Genomic DNA, 857 nt, shown 5'->3' with positions numbered 1-857 from the left:
GCAGTGATGCCTAACCCTTCCATCGAGGGGGACGTCCAAGGGCTGGCGCCCTTGGCCGCCCCTCATGTCAAACGTTGGGCGAACCCGGAGCCTCATTAATTGTTAGCCGTTAAAATTAAGCCCTTTACCAAACCAATACTTATTATGAAAAACACAATACATATCAACTTCGCTATTTTTTTAATAATTGCAAATATTATCTACAGCAGCGCCAGTGCATCAACAGATATCTCTACTGTTGCATCTCCATTATTTGAAGGAACTGAAGGTTGTTTTTTACTTTACGATGCATCCACAAACGCTGAAATTGCTCAATTCAATAAAGCAAAGTGTGCAACGCAAATGGCACCAGATTCAACTTTCAAGATCGCATTATCACTTATGGCATTTGATGCGGAAATAATAGATCAGAAAACCATATTCAAATGGGATAAAACCCCCAAAGGAATGGAGATCTGGAACAGCAATCATACACCAAAGACGTGGATGCAATTTTCTGTTGTTTGGGTTTCGCAAGAAATAACCCAAAAAATTGGATTAAATAAAATCAAGAATTATCTCAAAGATTTTGATTATGGAAATCAAGACTTCTCTGGAGATAAAGAAAGAAACAACGGATTAACAGAAGCATGGCTCGAAAGTAGCTTAAAAATTTCACCAGAAGAACAAATTCAATTCCTGCGTAAAATTATTAATCACAATCTCCCAGTTAAAAACTCAGCCATAGAAAACACCATAGAGAACATGTATCTACAAGATCTGGATAATAGTACAAAACTGTACCTGATTACCCATGATTAGCAGTCAGTTACCACGAACTATACTGATCTTACGTACAGTTATCGAGGTGCGAGATC

At 38.2% G+C, this 857-nt stretch carries 1 pseudogene; it reads left to right on the top strand.

Annotated features, from left to right (window positions below):
• Positions 1–144: 144 nt before the first annotated feature.
• A pseudogene (locus tag OKC27_RS22745) lies at positions 145–783 on the top strand (penicillin-binding transpeptidase domain-containing protein); the annotation flags it as partial.
• Between the last annotated feature and the right edge of the window lie 74 nt (positions 784–857).

This window comes from Aeromonas sp. QDB62 (assembly GCF_027705695.1).
Taxonomy (GTDB): Bacteria; Pseudomonadota; Gammaproteobacteria; order Enterobacterales; family Aeromonadaceae; genus Aeromonas; species Aeromonas allosaccharophila.
The sequence above is the reverse complement of the archived record's forward strand: the minus strand, read 5'-3'. Positions and strand labels throughout refer to the sequence as shown.